General features: G+C 66.6%; 14 protein-coding genes. 6 read left to right on the top strand and 8 right to left on the bottom strand.

Going from position 1 to position 16049, the window contains the following annotated elements; translation table 11 throughout:
* Window positions 1-55: 55 nt before the first annotated feature.
* From ACI0FO_RS22355 to ACI0FO_RS22340, 4 genes are all read left to right on the top strand, one after another.
* Complete coding sequence (locus ACI0FO_RS22355) at window positions 56-1591, top strand: amino acid permease (protein ID WP_416030260.1); 1536 nt, start codon at window positions 56-58, stop codon at window positions 1589-1591.
* A gap of 185 nt (window positions 1592-1776) precedes the next feature.
* A complete protein-coding gene (imuA, locus tag ACI0FO_RS22350) occupies window positions 1777-2481 on the top strand; it encodes a translesion DNA synthesis-associated protein ImuA (RefSeq protein WP_416030258.1) in 705 nt (234 codons plus the stop codon).
* Window positions 2411-3880: a DNA polymerase Y family protein gene (locus ACI0FO_RS22345; protein WP_416030256.1), complete on the top strand. Its 1470-nt coding sequence runs from the start codon at window positions 2411-2413 to the stop codon at window positions 3878-3880. The genes imuA and ACI0FO_RS22345 overlap by 71 nt, the downstream gene beginning before the upstream one ends.
* A 13-nt stretch (window positions 3881-3893) precedes the next feature.
* Window positions 3894-7127 (top strand): error-prone DNA polymerase, encoded by a 3234-nt coding sequence (locus ACI0FO_RS22340; RefSeq protein WP_416030255.1) that lies wholly within the window; start codon window positions 3894-3896, stop codon window positions 7125-7127.
* Window positions 7128-7151: 24 nt separating this feature from the next.
* Here ACI0FO_RS22340 and ACI0FO_RS22335 read toward each other — a convergent pair whose 3' ends face one another.
* Window positions 7152-8432 (bottom strand): SGNH/GDSL hydrolase family protein, encoded by a 1281-nt coding sequence (locus tag ACI0FO_RS22335; protein WP_416030253.1) that lies wholly within the window; start codon window positions 8430-8432, stop codon window positions 7152-7154.
* 119 nt (window positions 8433-8551) lie between these two features.
* Between ACI0FO_RS22335 and ACI0FO_RS22330 the strand changes: the two genes are divergently transcribed.
* Together ACI0FO_RS22330 and ACI0FO_RS22325 are read left to right on the top strand one after the other, a co-directional pair.
* Entirely contained in the window at window positions 8552-9466 is a 915-nt protein-coding gene (locus ACI0FO_RS22330) for a LysR family transcriptional regulator (RefSeq protein WP_416030252.1), read from the top strand.
* A 63-nt stretch (window positions 9467-9529) separates the two neighbouring features.
* Window positions 9530-9937 carry an I78 family peptidase inhibitor gene (locus tag ACI0FO_RS22325; RefSeq protein WP_416030250.1) on the top strand — a complete coding sequence of 136 codons (408 nt, stop codon included), beginning with the start codon at window positions 9530-9532 and terminating at the stop codon, window positions 9935-9937.
* Window positions 9938-9972: 35 nt separating this feature from the next.
* Here ACI0FO_RS22325 and ACI0FO_RS22320 read toward each other — a convergent pair whose 3' ends face one another.
* The 7 genes from ACI0FO_RS22320 to ACI0FO_RS22290 all read right to left on the bottom strand — a co-directional run bounded on the left by ACI0FO_RS22320 (window position 9973) and on the right by ACI0FO_RS22290 (window position 15900).
* Complete coding sequence (locus tag ACI0FO_RS22320) at window positions 9973-10938, bottom strand: LysR family transcriptional regulator (RefSeq protein WP_369868269.1); 966 nt, start codon at window positions 10936-10938, stop codon at window positions 9973-9975.
* A 43-nt stretch (window positions 10939-10981) separates the two neighbouring features.
* Entirely contained in the window at window positions 10982-11716 is a 735-nt protein-coding gene (locus ACI0FO_RS22315; protein WP_416030248.1) for an amino acid ABC transporter ATP-binding protein, read from the bottom strand.
* Window positions 11717-11743: 27 nt separating this feature from the next.
* A complete protein-coding gene (locus ACI0FO_RS22310; protein WP_054421595.1) occupies window positions 11744-12433 on the bottom strand; it encodes an amino acid ABC transporter permease in 690 nt (229 codons plus the stop codon).
* Window positions 12426-13115, bottom strand: coding sequence for an amino acid ABC transporter permease (locus ACI0FO_RS22305; protein ID WP_183013395.1), 690 nt, complete (start codon window positions 13113-13115; stop codon window positions 12426-12428). Before ACI0FO_RS22305 ends, ACI0FO_RS22310 begins: the two co-directional genes overlap by 8 nt.
* A 22-nt stretch (window positions 13116-13137) precedes the next feature.
* Window positions 13138-13959 (bottom strand): ABC transporter substrate-binding protein, encoded by an 822-nt coding sequence (locus ACI0FO_RS22300; protein ID WP_416030245.1) that lies wholly within the window; start codon window positions 13957-13959, stop codon window positions 13138-13140.
* Between the two features lie 61 nt (window positions 13960-14020).
* Window positions 14021-15223, bottom strand: coding sequence for an aminotransferase class I/II-fold pyridoxal phosphate-dependent enzyme (locus ACI0FO_RS22295; RefSeq protein WP_416030243.1), 1203 nt, complete (start codon window positions 15221-15223; stop codon window positions 14021-14023).
* A complete protein-coding gene (locus tag ACI0FO_RS22290; RefSeq protein ID WP_416030241.1) occupies window positions 15220-15900 on the bottom strand; it encodes an RraA family protein in 681 nt (226 codons plus the stop codon). Before ACI0FO_RS22290 ends, ACI0FO_RS22295 begins: the two co-directional genes overlap by 4 nt.
* Between the last annotated feature and the right edge of the window lie 149 nt (window positions 15901-16049).

The raw sequence follows: 16049 nt of genomic DNA, 5'->3' as shown, positions 1-16049 counted from the left end.
GACCCATTGGCGTCAAGCCGGACTGCGGCCGCAACGGCCCTCTTTCACCCCTGTAATGCAAACACCGACCACCGACTCGGGCGCCACGCCGGCGAGCCAGAATCAGCTGCACCGCGTGCTCAAGGCGCGCCACCTTACGATGATAGCGCTGGGCGGAGCCATCGGCACCGGGCTGTTCGTCGCCTCTGGCGCGGCGATCGCCCAAGCCGGACCGGGCGGCGCCCTGATGGTCTACCTGGTGATCGGCCTGATGGTCTATTTCATCATGACCAGCCTGGGCGAACTGGCCACCTTCATGCCCGTGTCGGGCTCGTTCTGCACCTATGCGTCGCGCTATGTGGACCCAGGCTTCGGCTTTGCGCTGGGGTGGAATTTCTGGATCAGTTGGGCCACGGTGGTCGCCGTGGACGTGGTGGCCGCCCAATTGGTCATGGCGTACTGGCTGCCAGACACGCCAGGCTGGATATGGAGCGTCGCCTTCCTGGCGCTGACCTTCGGGCTGAACGCGTTTTCCGCCCGCAGCTTCGGCGAAGCCGAATACTGGTTCTCCATCATCAAGGTCGTTGCCGTCCTGTGCTTCATCGCAGTGGGGCTGGGCATGCTGGTGGGCATCATCCATAGCGGCGACCCGGTCGGCCTGGCCAACTGGGCCATCGGCGACGCGCCCTTCGTGGGCAATGCGGCCACCTGGGTCGGCGTGGCGATGGTGGTGGCCTATTCCTTCCAAGGCACGGAACTGGTGGGCGTGGCGGCGGGCGAATCCGAAAACCCCCGCCGCAACGTGCCGCGCGCCATCAACAACGTGTTCTGGCGCATCCTGCTGTTCTATGTGCTGGCCATCCTGATCATCGGCCTGCTTGTCCCCTACACCGACCCGCAATTGCTGCGCAACGAGGTCGAAGACATCGCCGTCAGCCCTTTCACGCTGGTGTTCCAGCACGCGGGGCTGCTGTCGGCCGCCACGGTGATGAACGCCGTGATCCTGACATCCGTGCTGTCGGCGGGAAATTCTGGCATGTACGCCGCCACGCGGATGCTGTTCAACATGGCCGCGGAAGGCCAGGCGCCCGCCGTCTTCAAGCGCCTGACCGCCAATGGCGTGCCGCTATATGCGTTGCTGGCCACCACGGCGCTGGCCTGCCTGTGCCTGTTCAGCGTGGTGTATAGCCCGAAGGCCGTCTATATCTGGCTGCTGAATTTTGCCGGCATGACGGAATTCATCGTGTGGCTGAGCATCGCGGTCAGCCACTACCGGTTCCGCCAGGGCTACGTGAAACATGGCTACGACACGGCCGACCTGCCCTACAAGGCCGGCCTGTTCCCGTTCGGTCCGCTGCTAGCCTTCGTGCTGTGCCTGGTGGTGACGCTGGGCCAGAATTACCAGGCCTTCCTGGAAGAACGCATCGACTGGATCGGAGTGGTCTCGACCTATCTGGCCATTCCGATGTTTCTGGCGTTGTGGATCGGCCATCGCGTGGTGAAGCGGTCGCGCTGGGTCAGGTACGGGGACATGCGTTTCTACGGGCTGGATCAAGACGCCGGCGCCGCGCGGCCCACGGCGCCAGCGCCCGAAAGCGCGGCGCTGGGATAGCGCCCAGGCGCGCCGCGGGGCTGCGGCAAGGCCGGCGGGAGGGGTAACGCGCAGGCGCGGCTAGCGGTACGCCGCAAAGCACGGCGGCATCAAAGGCGGCTACAATACTGTATATTCATACAGTCATTCTACGATTTGCCAGGTTTCCCCGCCCCCTTTTTGTGCTTATTGAACCGGCCCCCGCCATGCAGTCCCCTGAACGTATCCATCCCGCGTTGTGGCGCGCCACCCAGATGGCCAAAGGCGCCGCCCGCAACCTGCCCACCGGGCACGCCGCGCTTTCCGCGCAGCTGCCGGACGGCGGCTGGCCGCTGGGCTCGCTGATCGAACTGCTGACCCCACACCCCGGCATCGGCGAAATCCGCCTGCTGCGCCCGGCGCTGGCCCAGCTGGAAACGCGCCGGCCCATCGCCCTGGTGCAACCGCCGCACGTTCCTCACATCGCCAGCTGGATGAGCTGGCGGCTGGATCCCCGCCAACTGCTGTGGGTGGCGCCGCAAAAGCCCGTCGACACGCTATGGGCCACGGAACAGATCCTAAAGAACGGCAGTTGCGGCGCCCTGATCTGCTGGCTGCCACACGTTCGTCCCGAATCCCTGCGCCGCCTGCATCTGGCGGCTCAAGCCAGCGACTTGCTGTTTATCGCCGTGCGCCCGGCCAGCGCGGCGCAGCACGCCACGCCCGCCCCCTTGCGGCTGGCGCTTGCGCCCGCGCCGGGCGGATTATCCGTCCATATCCTGAAACGCCGGGGACCGGTCTGCGACAAGCCGCTGCATGTTGCCCTGGAGCCCGGCGTCCTTACGCCTTCTTTCCCCCGCCATGCGCCTTTGGATCGCCGTATTCCTGCGCTGCCTGCCGCTGGACGCCCTACGCCCGCACTGGCCGCTTGAGGAGCAGGCGTTCGCCGTCCTGGACCAGGAACGCGTTGCCGCCCTCACCCCCGCCGCCCGCCAGGCAGGCGTCAAGGCGGGCATGCGCCGCGCCGGCGCGGCGGCCATCGCCCCCCAGGTCGAACTGCTGCCGCGCCAGCCCCAAACCGAAGCCGACGCCCTGCTGGGCGCGGCGCTGGCCTTGCTGCAATACACCCCTGAAGTCGCCCTGGTTGGCAACGACACCGTGCTACTGAATGTGGGCGCCAGCCTGATGTTCTTTCGCGGGCCGCGCGCGCTTAGCCAGCGCATCCGCGCCACCTTGCAGGCCCTGGACCTGCGCGTGGCGCTGGGCATGGCGCCCACCGCCATGGGCGCCTGGCTGCTGGCGCACCGCCCCGGCCGCCGCACGCCCCGGCGCACGTTGACGCTACCCACGCTGACGCGCCGGCTGGACGCGCTGCCGCTGGCGCTGCTGCCCCAGGCGCAGGCCCGCCGCGACTGGCTGGACGACATCGGCTGCCACACGCTGGCAGACCTGCGCGCCCTGCCGCGCGCCGGCCTGCAACGGCGCAGCACGCCCGAACTGCTACAGGCCCTGGACGCCGCCTATGGCCAGACGCCAGAACTCTACCGCTGGATCGAACCGCCCCACCAGTTTTCGCGGCGCCTGGAACTTACGGACTATGTCGAACACACCGATGCCGTGCTGGCGGTGGCGCGCCGGCTGGCCGAACAACTGGGCGGCTGGCTGACCGCCCGGCAATTGGCGGTGCGGCGCGTGGTGCTCAGCATGGAACATGAACGCGGCCGCCACGCCCGCCCGCCCACCGAACTGGAGCTGGCGCTGGCCCAACCCGTTTGGCAGGCGCCGCAGTTGTTGCACCTGCTGCGCGAAAAACTGAACCACTTCACCCTGGAAGCGCCCGTCATCGCCGTGGCGCTGCAAGCGCCCGACACGGTAGAGCAGCCTGCCGCCAGCACCACCCTGTTTCCCGAACCCGGCGGCACGGCGGCCGACCACGCCCGGCTGCTGGACCTGCTGGTGGCACGGCTGGGCCGCGACCAGGTGCGCCACGCCCAGCCCGCCGCCGACCACCGCCCCGAAGCCGCCAATGCCTGGGGCGACGCGCTGGCGCCTCCCCAAGCCCCCACGCCCTTGCCCACCTTGCTGGACCGCCCGTTCTGGCTGCTGGAAACGCCGCTGCCCTTGAAGCTGTCCGGCCATCGCCCGCAATACGGCGGCCAGGCGCTGCGGCTGATGCGCGGCCCCGAGCGCATCGAAAGCGGCTGGTGGGACCCCGCCCTGACCGTGCGTGACTACTTCGTCGCCGAAGACGCCGCCGCCGCGCGCTACTGGATCTACCGCGAACGCGACGCCGAGCACGCGCGCTGGTTCCTGCACGGGCTGTACGCCTGAAGCCGTCCGCATCATGCACGACGACGCCTTCGACGCCCCCGATCCGTCCGCCCCGCCCGCGGCGTTGCCCGGCTATGCCGAACTGCAATGCCAGTCGAACTTTTCTTTCCTGCAAGGGGCCTCGCACCCGGAAGAGCTGGTCGCGCGCGCCGCGGAACTGGGCTACGCCGCGCTGGCGCTAACCGACGAATGTTCGTTGGCGGGCGTGGTGCGCGCACACATGGAAGCCAAGGCCCTGAAGCTGCCGCTGATCATCGGCGCCACCTTCCAGCTGCGCGCCGCCCCCGACGCGGCGCCGCTGGGGCTGACCCTGCTGGCGCAGACCCGCGAAGGCTACGGCAATCTGTCCGAACTCATCACGCTGGCCCGCACCCGCGCGCCTAAAGGCGAATACCGGCTGGCGCCGGAAGACCTGACCGATCCGCCGGAAGGCTACGCGCATCTGCGCCACCTGCCCGAATGCCTGGCCATCCTGACGCCCGCCTACGGCACCGACGCCGACCGCCTGGCCGAACAGGCGCGCTGGCTGGCGCGCGTCTTTCCCCACCGCGCCTGGGTCGGCCTGAACCTGCTGTATCAGTCGCGCGACGACCTGCACCGCGCCGCCATCGAAAACGCCGCGAACGCGGCGGACCTGCCCATCGTGGCGGTAGGCCAGGTGCAAATGCACGTGCGGTCGCGCAAGCCGCTGCACGACACGCTGACCGGCATCCGCACCCGCCAGCCGGTGTCCCAATGCGGCTACGAACTGTCCGGCAACGCCGAACAGCACTTGCGCACCCGCATGCGGCTGGCCAACCTGTATCCGCCGGAGGCCTTGGCGCAAACGCTGGCGGTGGCGCGCCGTTGCGCGTTTTCCCTGGACGAGCTGCGCTACGAATACCCCGACGAGATCGTGCCGCCCGGGCACACGCCGGCTACCTACCTGCGCCAGGAAACCCTGGCGGGCGCGGCCCGCCGCTTTCCCGCCGGCGTGCCAGACATCGTGACCGAACAGATCGAAAAAGAACTCGACCTGATCTCCGACCTGCAATACGAAGCCTATTTCCTGACCGTCTACGACATCGTGCAGTACGCCCGCAACGAAGGCATCCTGTGCCAGGGCCGCGGCTCGGCGGCCAACTCGGCGGTCTGCTACTGCCTGGGCATCACCGCGGTGGACCCCGTGCGCGGCAACAACCTGTTCGAACGTTTCATCAGCAAGGAACGCAACGAGCCCCCCGACATCGACGTGGACTTCGAACACCAGCGCCGCGAAGAGGTCATTCAGTACATCTACCGCAAGTACGGCCGGCAGCGTGCCGCACTGACCGCCGTGGTCATCTCGTACCGGCCGCGCAGCGTGCTGCGCGATACCGGCCGCGCGTTGGGCGTGGACCTGGGCGTCATCGACGCCGTGGCGCGCGCCCATCAATGGTGGGACGGCAAGAAGGAAATGCTGCGCACGCTGGGCGCCTGCGGACTGGACCCGGAATCCCCGGTCGCCCGCCAATGGGCGTCGCTGGCCCAGACTCTGATGGGCTTTCCCCGCCATCTGTCCCAGCATCCCGGCGGCTTTGTGATTTCACGCGGGAAACTGTCGCGCCTGGTGCCGATCGAAAACGCCGCCATGGAAGACCGCAGCGTCGTGCAATGGGACAAGGACGACCTGGACGCCCTGAAACTGCTGAAGGTGGACGTGCTGGCGCTGGGCATGCTGTCGGCGCTGCGCCGCACCCTGGAACTGGCCGGCCAGCGCCGTGGCAAGCCGCTGACGCTGCAGGACATTCCCGAAGGCGACGACGCCACCTACGATATGATCTGCGACGCCGACACCGTCGGCGTGTTCCAGATCGAATCACGCGCGCAGATGACGATGCTGCCCCGCCTGCGGCCGCGTCAATACTACGATCTGGTCGTGCAGGTGGCCATCGTGCGGCCCGGCCCGATCCAGGGCGGCATGGTCCACCCCTATCTGCGCCGCCGCCAGAAAAAAGAAGAAGTAACCTACCCCAGCGAAAAAGTCCGCGGCGTGCTCAGCCGGACCATGGGCGTGCCCATCTTCCAGGAACAGGTGATGCAGATTGCCGTGGTGGCCGCGGGCTTCACGCCGGGCGAAGCCGACCAGTTGCGCCGGTCGATGGCCGCCTGGAAGCGCAAGGGCGGCGTGGACAAATTCCGCGTCAAATTGGTGGGCGGCCTGCTGGCTCACGGCTACACGCTGGACTTCGCGGAAGCGCTGTTCCGGCAAGTGGAAGGCTTTGGCGAGTACGGCTTCCCGGAAAGCCATGCCGCCAGCTTCGCGCTGCTGGCGTATTCCAGTTCGTGGCTGAAGCGGCACGAACCCGAAGCCTTTCTGGCTGCCCTGCTCAACTCCCAGCCCATGGGCTTCTACGCGCCCGCCCAACTGGTGCAGGATGCCCGCCGCCATGGCGTCTGCGTGCTGCCCGCAGACGTCACCGTCAGCGGTTGGGACTCCGCGCTGGAGGCCTTGCCGGACGGCCACCCTGGCGCCCGGCGCAGCGCCCGTCCGCATGCCCCTGGCCCCGACGCCCCGCGTCCCGCCGTCCGCCTGGGCTTGAGCCTGATCCAGGGCATGCGCGAAGACGCCGCCCGGCGCATCGAGGACGCGCGCGCCCAATCGCCTTTCGCCGACACCGCCGACCTGGCCCGGCGCGCCGCGCTCAACCGCCATGACTTGAACGCGCTGGCTGCGGGCGATGCGCTGCGCACCCTGGCGGGCCATCGGCGCCAAGCCAGTTGGGAAGCCGCCGCCAGCGTGCAAAGCCGTGACTTGCTGCGCGATGCCGCCATCCAGGAAACCCAGGCGCCGCGGCTGCAGGCGCCGTCGGAAAGCCAGACCGTCGCGGCCGATTACCGCAGCGTGGGCCTGACCCTGCATACCCATCCGGTGGCGCTGCTGCGCAACCAATTGGCGGCCCGCAATTTCCAGCCGGCCGACGTCCTGAACGGCTATCCCGATAAGCGCGTGGCGCGCGCCTGCGGCATCGTCACCGTGCGCCAGCGGCCGCAAACCTCAAAAGGCGTGATCTTCGTCACGCTGGAAGACGAGACCGGCCCCGTGAACGTGGTCGTGCGGCCTGAACTGATCGAACGCCAGCGCCGCGAATTGCTGGGCGCCAAGCTGCTGGGCGTCTACGGCGCCTGGCAGAGCGTGGATGGCGTGCGTCACCTGATCGCGCAGCGGCTGGTGGACCTGTCCGACTTGCTGGGCGGACTGGCCACCCACAGCCGCAACTTCCATTGACCGGCCGCAGCATCAACGAGCGGTTCACCGGCCGAACAAAATACCGTCATCCAACGCCTGCGCCATCGCCTGGTAACCCGCGTCCCCGGGGTGCAGGTGGTCGCCCGAATCATAGGCCGGCAACAGACGCGCGGGGTGTGCCGGGTCGCGCAGCACAGCGTCCATATCCACCACGGCGTCAAACACGCCGCTATCGCGGATCCACTGGTTCACCTCGCGCCGCACCGCATCCTTGGCCGGGCTGTAATGGTCCGCGAGCGGCGTGCCGTGCAACGAACCTTCATAGGGCGCGATGGTCGCTCCCACGATGCGCACGTTGCGGGCGCGTGCCGCCTCGGCCAATTGCCGATACCCCTCCACCAGCCGGGCCGCCGTCATCGGCGCATCGTCGGGCGCGAAACCGCTGTCCGGCCAACCGATATCGTTGATGCCCATCAGCACGACTACCGTGCGCACGCCGGGTTGCGCCAACACATCGGCCTCGAAGCGGGCCATCGCGTTCACGCCCATCTTGTCGCCCCACACCCGCGCACCCGAAATGCCCGCATTGACGACGCCCACGCCCTGCGGCGCCAGCCGGCGGGCCAGGATGTCCGGCCAACGGCGGTTGGCACCGGGCGTGGAGCCGTTGCCATCGGTCAACGAATCCCCGAACGCCACCACGACGGGCGTATTGGCAACGCTTTCCACCCAGATCCCCGCCAGGAACGCGCGCCCCTGCAACGCGGTGGCGCCCGGCAAGGCGGACGCGCCGCTGACGTCGCCCTCTGCCCACGCGGCGGTTTGCTGCGCGCCCCAATGGAACGTGGCAACGGGGGTGGGCTGCGGGAAATAGGTGCTGACGGCCAGCTCGCTCAACGGGGCCACGGGCAAGTCCACGGGGTCGCTGACCACCTGGGCGCCAGCCGCGACCGTCACCCCCAGCCGGCCGCCAAAACGCAGCGCCCGATCCGATGCCGGGTCGATGGCCGACCCCGCTCCCGCCTTTGCCACACGGGCCGCGCCGATCACCAATGGCTGAGTGCCGTAGCGGTTGGACAGCACCACGCGCAAGCGCTTGCCGCCCAGGCTGATCTTGACGGTCTCGCGCAGTGTCTGGTCCGCAACTTGCGCGGGCATACCGGTGGGCAGCACGAACGATGCGTCCCATAACGGCTGCGGGCTGGCGGACCATGAGCTGACCCAGGCGGCTTGCGATGCGGGCGCCGACGCGGCCGCCTGCGTGGCGGATGGCATCCACGCAACACTGGCCGCAACCAGGCTCGCGGCGCGGAAAAACGAATGACGGTTCATGGCGGACTTCATGGCATCTCCTTGAGGACGGGAAGCGGTAAACAGGGATGCCGTCACGATAGGTTCTTCCCGAAAAAGCAGGTAGACCCCTACAATGCATACCGCTTCTTCCAAAATGGAATGCCCAGCCTATGGATACCTTGCGCGCCATGCGGGCCTTCGTCCGCGCCGTGGAACTTGGCACCTTGTCCGCTGCCGCCCGCGAACAAGGTCTGACCCAGCCCGCGCTCAGCAAGATCGTCGCGGCGCTTGAGAAAGACTTGAGCGTGCGCCTGCTGGAACGCAGCACGACACGCGTCGTGCCCACCGAACAAGGCAAGCGCTTCTACGAACGCGCCAACCGGGTGCTGGAGGAATACGCCGAGGCCGTGGCCGACGCCCGAGGCCAGACCGAGCAGCCCGCCGGTTTCCTGCGCGTCAACGCGCCCGTCGCGTTGGGCCAGTTCCGGCTGAATGCGTTGATCCGGGAATTCCTGGACGCCTATCCCGACATTCAGGTCGAACTGATCCTGAACGACCGTTTCGTCGACCTGGTGGAAGAAGGCGTAGACGTGGCGCTGCGCCTGGGCGGCGACCTGCCGCCCAACGCCATCGCCCGCAAAGTCGCCCTGTCGCCGCGCCATCTGGTCGCGGCGCCTGCCTATCTGGCCCGCCATGGCAAACCCCGCACGCCCGAGGACCTGGCGGCCCACGACTACGTCCGGTTCGCGTGGCTGCCCGCTGGCGACACCCTGGAGCTGCACCAGGGCGCCACCCGTGCCAGCGTCCAGACGCAGGGACGGTACCGCGTCAACAATGCCCTGGCCATCCGGGAAACGCTGGCGATGGGCGCCGGCGTGGGCCTGTGCCCCGCCTGGCTGGTGCAGGACCTGGTAGCCGACGGCCAATTACTGCGCGTCTTGCCCAAATGGAGCGGCGCGCCACAGGAAGCGTTCCTGATTTACCCCTCGCGCCGCTACCAGCCATTGCGGGCCCGGCTGCTGATCCAGTTCCTGGCCGATCGCCTGCCCGCGATGCCCGGCATGCAGGCGCCCCAAGGCTCCTGATTACAGGCCGCTCCGGCTGGTCTATCATGGCTTTTTTTGTCGCGTAGTTGTAAGGAGCATTACATGATCCGCAAGCTGATCCCTTTCCTGCTGGTTGCCAGCCTGAGCGCATGCGCCAATACCGGGACGTCATCCTCGTCCAGTCGCGCGCCGGCAGCCTCCAGCTCCTCTAGCGCGTCAAGCTCATCGGGGTCGTCCGGCGGTGCCACCTACGGCGGATCGTCCTATGGCTCGTCGTCCAACATCCCCGGCGCCACAAGCGGCGGCAAAACATGCGACGCCACCGCCCTGCAATCGCAGATCGGCCAAAAGGCCACCCCGTCGGCCATGGAAGACCTGCGCACGCGCAGCGGCAGCGCCACCGCGCGCATTTTGCGCCCCGGCCAGCTTGTCACCATGGAATACAACGCGACCCGCCTGAACCTGATCGTGGACGACAAGGACGTCATGACGGCGATCCGCTGCGGTTAAGCCCGCCTTGGGGCCGGCGCCCGCCGGCCTGCCGCCTATGCTTGCCGCCGCAACGCGGCCGGCGGCACATGGGGCAAGAACGCCCCCGCCACCTCGAACGCGCATTCCTCGCGCGCGATATCGATCACCCGCGACACAATCGGGTTGACGATGTTCTTCTTATGCACGGCGTAGTAATTGATGGTGGGCAGGTCTGGCCGCACATCCAGCCGGCATAGCGCGCCGCGCTCGACCAGCGGCGCGAAATACGCGCCGGGCAGGTAGCTGATGCCCAGCCCCAGCATCGTCAGCTGCGCCATCATCCCCAAGCTGTTGCACGTGAGCACGCGCTTGACCGGCAGGCCCTGTTCCGCGAACCACGCGTCGTACAGATGCGACAAGGCCGAGTTCGTGGGTTGCGATATCACCGGATACGGCGCCAGGTCCTGCGGTGTCAGGCGGGCCGAAAAATCGATGTCCAGCGCGGGGCTGGCCATCCACACATTGGTGACCGCGCCTAAATGGGTGCAATCGTATTGATAGCTCCAGAACGGCCCGGGCATGATGGCCAGGTCGATCTGATCTTGTTCCAGCCTTTCGTATAGCGTGATGCCGCCGTCGATCTCGGGCATCAATTGCACGCGAGGGTAGCGCTGGCTGATCTGATTGATCAGCCGCGCCAGCCAGGTCATGCCCACCAGTTCGGTCACGCCCAGCCGCACCACGCCTTCGAAACTGGCCGGATCGGCCATGTTCTGCACGATGCGGCTGTTCAGGTCCAACATTTCACGGGCCAGTTCGAACAGCTTGCGGCCCTGCGGGGTCATCACCAATTTCTTGGCGCGCCGCTCGAACAGCGGCGACCCGGCAAAGGCTTCAAGTTCGCCCACCCGCTTGGCCACGGCCGACTGCGTGGTGTGCAGTTTGCGGGACGACGCGCTGAAGCTGCCCAATTCGGAGCTCCAGTAAAAGGCCTCTAGCTGTTTAAGGGTGTACATCGCGGCGGTCGAGGCAAAACGCATGGGAACCCCTAACCTTACCATCGCCGCCGCGTCCGCCGCGCCCTTAGCCGCGCGGATGCAGGATGTCGGCCAGGAAGCGCTGCGCGCGCGGATGGGATGGCGCGCTGAAAAAGCGCTCGGGCGTATCCATTTCCAGGATCTCGCCGCCATCCATGAAAACCACCCGGTCGCAGACGTCGCGCGCAAACCCCATTTCGTGGGTCACGCACACCATCGTCATGCCGTCTTTGGCCAGCCCCTTCATCACCTGCAGCACCTCGCCCACCATCTCCGGGTCCAGCGCGCTGGTGGGCTCGTCGAACAGCATCACCGGCGGTTGCAGGGCCAGCGCGCGGGCGATCGCCACGCGCTGCTGCTGGCCGCCGGACAACGCCCCCGGATAGGCGTCGATCTTGTGTTCCAGCCCCACCCGCTCAAGCAGGGCGCGCGCCAGCTCCACCGCCTGCTTGCGCGGCTGTTTGCGGATGTTGACGGGTGCGAAAATCACGTTTTCCAGCACGCTCATGTGCGGGAACAGATTGAATTGCTGAAACACGAAGCCGATCTTCTGGCGCAGCGCGTTCAGGTTGGCGCCCTTGGCGTAGATGTCCGCGCCGTCGATCAGGATGCGGCCTTTTTCAATCGGTTCCAGACGGTTGATCGTGCGGATCATGGTGGACTTGCCCGACCCCGACGGCCCGCACACCACCAGCACTTCGCCGCGCGCCACCGACAGGTCCACGTCTTTCAGCACATGATGCGCGCCGTACCACTTGTTCACTTTTTCAAGATTGATCATGTTTGGCTTCTTTTGGTGTTAACGGCCCTAAGCCATGGCGCGCGAGCGGCGGATACGCAGGTCCAGCCAGCTCAAGCCGCGGCTCAGGCTGAAGCACACCAGGAAATAGATAATGGCCAGGATGCCGAACACCTGCAGCGGCTGGGTCAGCACCAGGTTGTTGACCTGATTGGCCGCAAAGGTCAGTTCGTTCACGCTGATGACGTAGCCCAACGACGTTTCCTTGATGGTGGACACGAACTGGCTGGTCATGCTGGGCAGCACGTTGAACAGCGCCTGCGGCAAGACCACCTTGCGCATCGTCGTCCAGTAGCCCACGCCCAGTGAGCGCGACGCCTCGATCTGGCCGCGCGGCACCGCCTCGATACCCGAGCGGATCACTTCCGACAGGTACGCGCTTTCGTAGACCACCAATGCGAAGATCAGCGTCCAGAAGCCGCTGACGACTTGCCCGGTCAGCTTGGGCACCACAAAGTAGGCCCAGAAGATCAGCATCAACAACGGCATGCCGCGCACGACGTTGACCAGCGCCTTGCTGGCCACGCGCAGCCAGCCGAACGGGCTGACCCGGGCCAGCGCGATCAACAGCGCCAGCGGCATCGACATCGCCAGGCCCAGCGCCGCCAGGATAAGCGTCAGCGCCAACCCGCCCAGCGGACCGTTGGGATATTGCCCGACCAGCAGCGTCGGCCAGTATTGCAAGAGCAGATCAAGCACCGTGGCCTCCGCGGTTCAGACGATAACGGGCGTAAATGCGCGACCCGACCGCCATGATGAGGAAAGATCCCAGCAGGTACATGATCGTCGCCGCGCCGAACGTGGCAAACGTGCGGTAGGTCTCGTTTTCAATTTCGCGCGCCTGATAAGTCAGCTCCATCACGCCGATCGCCATTGCCACGCTGGTGTTCTTGAACAGCAGCAGCGCCCGGCCCACCAGCGGCGGGATCGAAATGCGCACGGCCTGCGGCACGATCACGAAGCGCATGCATTGCAGGTAGCTGGCGCCCAGCGCGCGGGCCGCTTCGAACTGCGTGCCGGGAATGGCGCGCAACCCGCTGCGGATGTCTTCCGCGATGTAGGCGGCCGACCCCAGCGCCAGCGCGATCGCCGCCAGCGACATCTCGGCGTTGTGCTCGTACAGCCACATCCGGAAGCCTTCGGGCAGCAATTCGGGCATGCCGAAATACCAGAACAGCACCTGCACCAGCAGCGGCACGTTACGGTGATATTCCACATAAGCGTCCACCACCCAGCGGCACGGCGCCAGGTTGGTGGCGCGCACCACCACCAGCGTCACCGCAATGGTGAAGGCCATGACCCAGGCAACCAGGAACAGCTGCACGGTGACCACCATGCCGCTTAGCAGCAGCTGGTATTGGGAAGCGTCAAGTAGGCTCATAAAGCGATCGATCTCCGACAGCCTAGCCGGCGATGGGGCCGATCTTGAAGCTGCGTTCCAGCTTGTACGGCGTATCGGGCCCGAACCACTTGTTGAACAGCGTGGCGGCCGCGCCGGAGGTTTCTGCTTCGTCCAGCGCCTGGTTCACCGTTTGCAGAAAGCGCGGTTCCGACTTGCGCACGCCCAGGCCCCACGGCTCGTCGAACACCGACTTGGCGATCACGCTGACGGGCGCGGTCGGCGGGCTTTGCAGCACCAGGCGCACCAGCACCAGTTCCGAGGCGAACTGCGCGTCCACCTTCTTTTGCTGCAAGGCCAGATAGGTGGCCGAGCTGTCGCCGTAGCCGATGACCTGCGACTTGTTCAGGATGCGCTTGATCTCGCGCTCCGAGCTGGATCCCTTGGTAGCGCCGATGCGGCGGCCGTTCAGGGCCTCTATCGAGTCCAGGCCCGAGTCCTTGCGTACCAACAGTTTCTGCGGGCTGACGTAGTAAGCGTGGCTGAACGCGATCTGCTCGGCGCGGTCGGGCGAATAGCCCAGATTGGCCGCCAGGATGTCCACGCGGCCTTCGTTCAGTTCCGGCACGCGCGCCGCCACCGACAGCAGCTTGTAATTGACCTTGACGCCCAGCTTGTCGGCCACGAGCTTGCACACGTCCACGTCATAGCCCACCAATTGGCGCGTGGCGCCGTCCTGGAAGCTGAACGGCTGCGAGGTGCCAAGCGTGCCGCAGACGAGTTCGCCGCGCGCCTTGATGTCGTCGACCTGGTCGGCCTGGGCAACGGCGCCCAGCGCCAACGTGGCCAGCCCCAGGCAGGCCGCGAAGAGAGAGTGACGTTTCATGGTTGATTCCCCTTGTCTGTTTGTGTGGTGGTCGTACTGGAATGAAAGGCGCGGCGTGGCCTCAGGCCAGCTTGGCGCAGGCTTCACGGATGGCCGCGCATCCCTGCTTGATATCGTCCAGGGATGCGGCGAACGACAGCCGGAAGGTACCCGGCGCGCCATAGGCATGGCCATCGATGACCGCCACGCCCGCTTCGCGCAGCAGGTAATGCGTCAGGTCGGTGTCGGTGGCGATCACATCGCCCGCGGGCGTCTTCTTGCCCAGCAGGCCCGAGCAATCCGGAAAGACATAGAACGCGCCTTGCGGCACGACAATCGCCAAGCCCGGCGCGCCGGATAATTCGGCGATCGCCAGGTCGCGGCGTTCGCGGAACACGCGGGCGAACTCGGCCACGCAATCCTGCGGACCCGACAACGCCTCCAGCGCCGCCGCCTGGCTGACGGACGATGCGCCCGACGTGCTTTGCGACTGCAGGATGGCCATTGCCTTGATCAATTCGTCGGGGCCGGCGCCGTAACCGATGCGCCAGCCCGTCATCGCGTAAGCCTTGGACACGCCGTTGACCACCAGCGTGCGGGCGGCCAGCTCGGGCGCGACCTGCAAGGGATGGACGGTGGCCTCGCCCGTGAAGTTAAGGCGCGCGTAGATGTCGTCGGTCATCAGCCACACGTGCGGATGGCGCTTGAGCACGTCGGTCAGGCCGCGCAACTCATCGGCCGTATAGACCGATCCCGTCGGGTTGCTGGGCGCGTTCATCATCAGCCATTTGGTGCGCGGCGTGATCGCGCGCTCCAGCGCTTCCGGGGTGACTTTGTAATCGGTAGCGGGCGACGTCTGCACGGCGACCGGCGTGCCACCGTTGACCAGCACCATGTCCGGGTACGACACCCAGAACGGCGCGGGGATCAGCACCTCGTCGCCCTCGTTCAAGGTGGCGGCCAGCCCATTGAAGATCACCTGCTTGGCGCCCGTGCTGACGATGATTCGCGCCACGGGGTAGTCGACCCCTGTCGCTTCCCGCAGATGGACGCTTGCGGCGCGGCGCAGGGCGACCGTGCCCTGGGCGGGCGGATACTTGGTTTCGCCGCGGTTCATGGCCGCGGTTGCCGCCAGACGGATATGCTCGGGCGTCGAGAAATCCGGTTCGCCGATCGTCAGGTCGATGATGCGGCGGCCTTGTTCGCGCAGTTCGGCGATGATGGCGCGCGCGGCGACGCTGGGCGACAGCTTGATGCGCTTGATACGGTCGGCGACGATGCTCATTTTGCCGCCCCCCTCTTCTCGGCCAGGGTCTTTTCCAGCCACGGCTTGGTGTAGGTGCCGGCGCGCAGCTTTTCCTTGGCCACGGCTTCGTCGGCTTCCTTCTTTTGCGCCAGCGCCAGCACGGCCACCGCAAATTCGGCCGGGATCACCACGACGCCGTCGGCATCGCCCACGACCACGTCGCCCGGGTTGACCACCTGCCCGCCCACGGACACCGGCACATTGATTTCACCGGGGCCATCCTTGTACGGTCCCTTGTGCGACACGGCGCGCGCAAAACAACCGAACTCGCCCTGGGCGAAGACGTCCAGGTCCCGCACGGCGCCGTCGATAACGAAGCCTTCGACGCCGCGCGATTGCGCGTCCATCATCATCAGTTCGCCGACCAGCGCGTTGCTGGTGTCGCCAGCGCCGTCGACGACGATCACGTCACCCGCGCCACCCAGCGAAATCGCCTTGTGGATCATCAGGTTATCGCCGGGACGGGTCTTGACGGTCAAGGCCTGGCCCACGGTGCGGCGCGTGCCGGCATGCAACGGGCGCAGGCCCGACACGCCATACAGGCGATTCATGCAGTCGCTGATCTGAGCCGAGCCGATGCCGGCAAAGCCCGCCAGCACGTCAGCGTCGACGGCCGGCGCGGGCCGGGAAAGAATGCGGTAACCGATGGGAGTCATAAGGAAGTCAGGAGTGAATGCGTGAAGCGATTAAGCGAACATGCATTACAAAGCCCGCCACGCCTTTCCTCAAAACGATATAAATTCCCAACGATCCACGAATTTTTTTCGTACATAACACGAATAAGGGTTATCCCTTATTCGTGCAT

Source organism: Achromobacter marplatensis (assembly GCF_049060505.1).
GTDB classification, from domain to species: Bacteria; Pseudomonadota; Gammaproteobacteria; order Burkholderiales; family Burkholderiaceae_B; genus Achromobacter; species Achromobacter marplatensis_A.
Note: the sequence above shows the minus strand (reverse complement) of the source record. Positions and strands in the feature narration are given on the sequence as shown.

Coding starts and splice junctions, on each gene's coding strand:
- ACI0FO_RS22355 (WP_416030260.1), top strand. CDS start 56: ATGCAAACACCGACCACCGACTCGGGCGCCACGCCGGCGAGCCAGAAT.
- imuA (WP_416030258.1), top strand. CDS start 1,777: ATGCAGTCCCCTGAACGTATCCATCCCGCGTTGTGGCGCGCCACCCAG.
- ACI0FO_RS22345 (WP_416030256.1), top strand. CDS start 2,411: ATGCGCCTTTGGATCGCCGTATTCCTGCGCTGCCTGCCGCTGGACGCC.
- ACI0FO_RS22340 (WP_416030255.1), top strand. CDS start 3,894: ATGCACGACGACGCCTTCGACGCCCCCGATCCGTCCGCCCCGCCCGCG.
- ACI0FO_RS22335 (WP_416030253.1), bottom strand. CDS start 8,432: ATGAAGTCCGCCATGAACCGTCATTCGTTTTTCCGCGCCGCGAGCCTG.
- ACI0FO_RS22330 (WP_416030252.1), top strand. CDS start 8,552: ATGGATACCTTGCGCGCCATGCGGGCCTTCGTCCGCGCCGTGGAACTT.
- ACI0FO_RS22325 (WP_416030250.1), top strand. CDS start 9,530: ATGATCCGCAAGCTGATCCCTTTCCTGCTGGTTGCCAGCCTGAGCGCA.
- ACI0FO_RS22320 (WP_369868269.1), bottom strand. CDS start 10,938: ATGCGTTTTGCCTCGACCGCCGCGATGTACACCCTTAAACAGCTAGAG.
- ACI0FO_RS22315 (WP_416030248.1), bottom strand. CDS start 11,716: ATGATCAATCTTGAAAAAGTGAACAAGTGGTACGGCGCGCATCATGTG.
- ACI0FO_RS22305 (WP_183013395.1), bottom strand. CDS start 13,115: ATGAGCCTACTTGACGCTTCCCAATACCAGCTGCTGCTAAGCGGCATG.
- ACI0FO_RS22300 (WP_416030245.1), bottom strand. CDS start 13,959: ATGAAACGTCACTCTCTCTTCGCGGCCTGCCTGGGGCTGGCCACGTTG.
- ACI0FO_RS22295 (WP_416030243.1), bottom strand. CDS start 15,223: ATGAGCATCGTCGCCGACCGTATCAAGCGCATCAAGCTGTCGCCCAGC.
- ACI0FO_RS22290 (WP_416030241.1), bottom strand. CDS start 15,900: ATGACTCCCATCGGTTACCGCATTCTTTCCCGGCCCGCGCCGGCCGTC.